Raw genomic sequence first — 553 nt, 5'->3', positions numbered from 1 at the left:
GTTGACGTGCTTGGCGATCACGGGAACAATCGGCCAAAAAATAGAACGGTTGTTCAGTTTTTTCTAGGAGACACCATGGCCCTGATGGGACAAATGATGAGCGCTCCGTTGCTCATCTCGACCATCATCGAACATGCAGCGCGCAATTCCGGTTCGACTGAAGTCGTGTCGCGCCGTGTCGAGGGCGATATCCATCGCACCACGTACCGGCAAGTGCGAGACCGTTCCAAGCAACTGGCAAATGCGCTGGCCGCACTCGGTGTGCAGCCCGGCGAGCGTGTGGGCACGCTGGCCTGGAACGGCTATCGCCACCTTGAAATCTATTACGGCGTGTCCGGCTCGGGCTCGGTGTGCCACACCATCAACCCGCGCCTGTTTCCGGACCAGATCGCCTACATCGTCAATCACGCTGACGATCAGTACGTCTTTTTCGACCTGACGTTTGTGCCACTCATTGAGGGCATCGCACCGCATTGCCCGAACGTGAAGGGCTGGGTTGCGATGACCGATCGCGCGCACATGCCCACCTCCAGCGTGCAGATGCTCTGCTATG

Annotated in this window: 1 protein-coding gene; it reads left to right on the top strand. The window is 58.4% G+C overall.

Annotated elements, in window-relative coordinates; translation table 11 throughout:
- The coding region (locus tag D1614_RS28660) for an AMP-binding protein (protein ID WP_206610198.1) at positions 1-553 on the top strand (553 nt) is incomplete at both ends.

The organism is Maribellus luteus, assembly GCF_003576475.1.
Taxonomy (GTDB): domain Bacteria; phylum Bacteroidota; class Bacteroidia; order Bacteroidales; family Prolixibacteraceae; genus Draconibacterium; species Draconibacterium luteum.
This window is presented reverse-complemented; position numbering and strand designations above follow the sequence as displayed.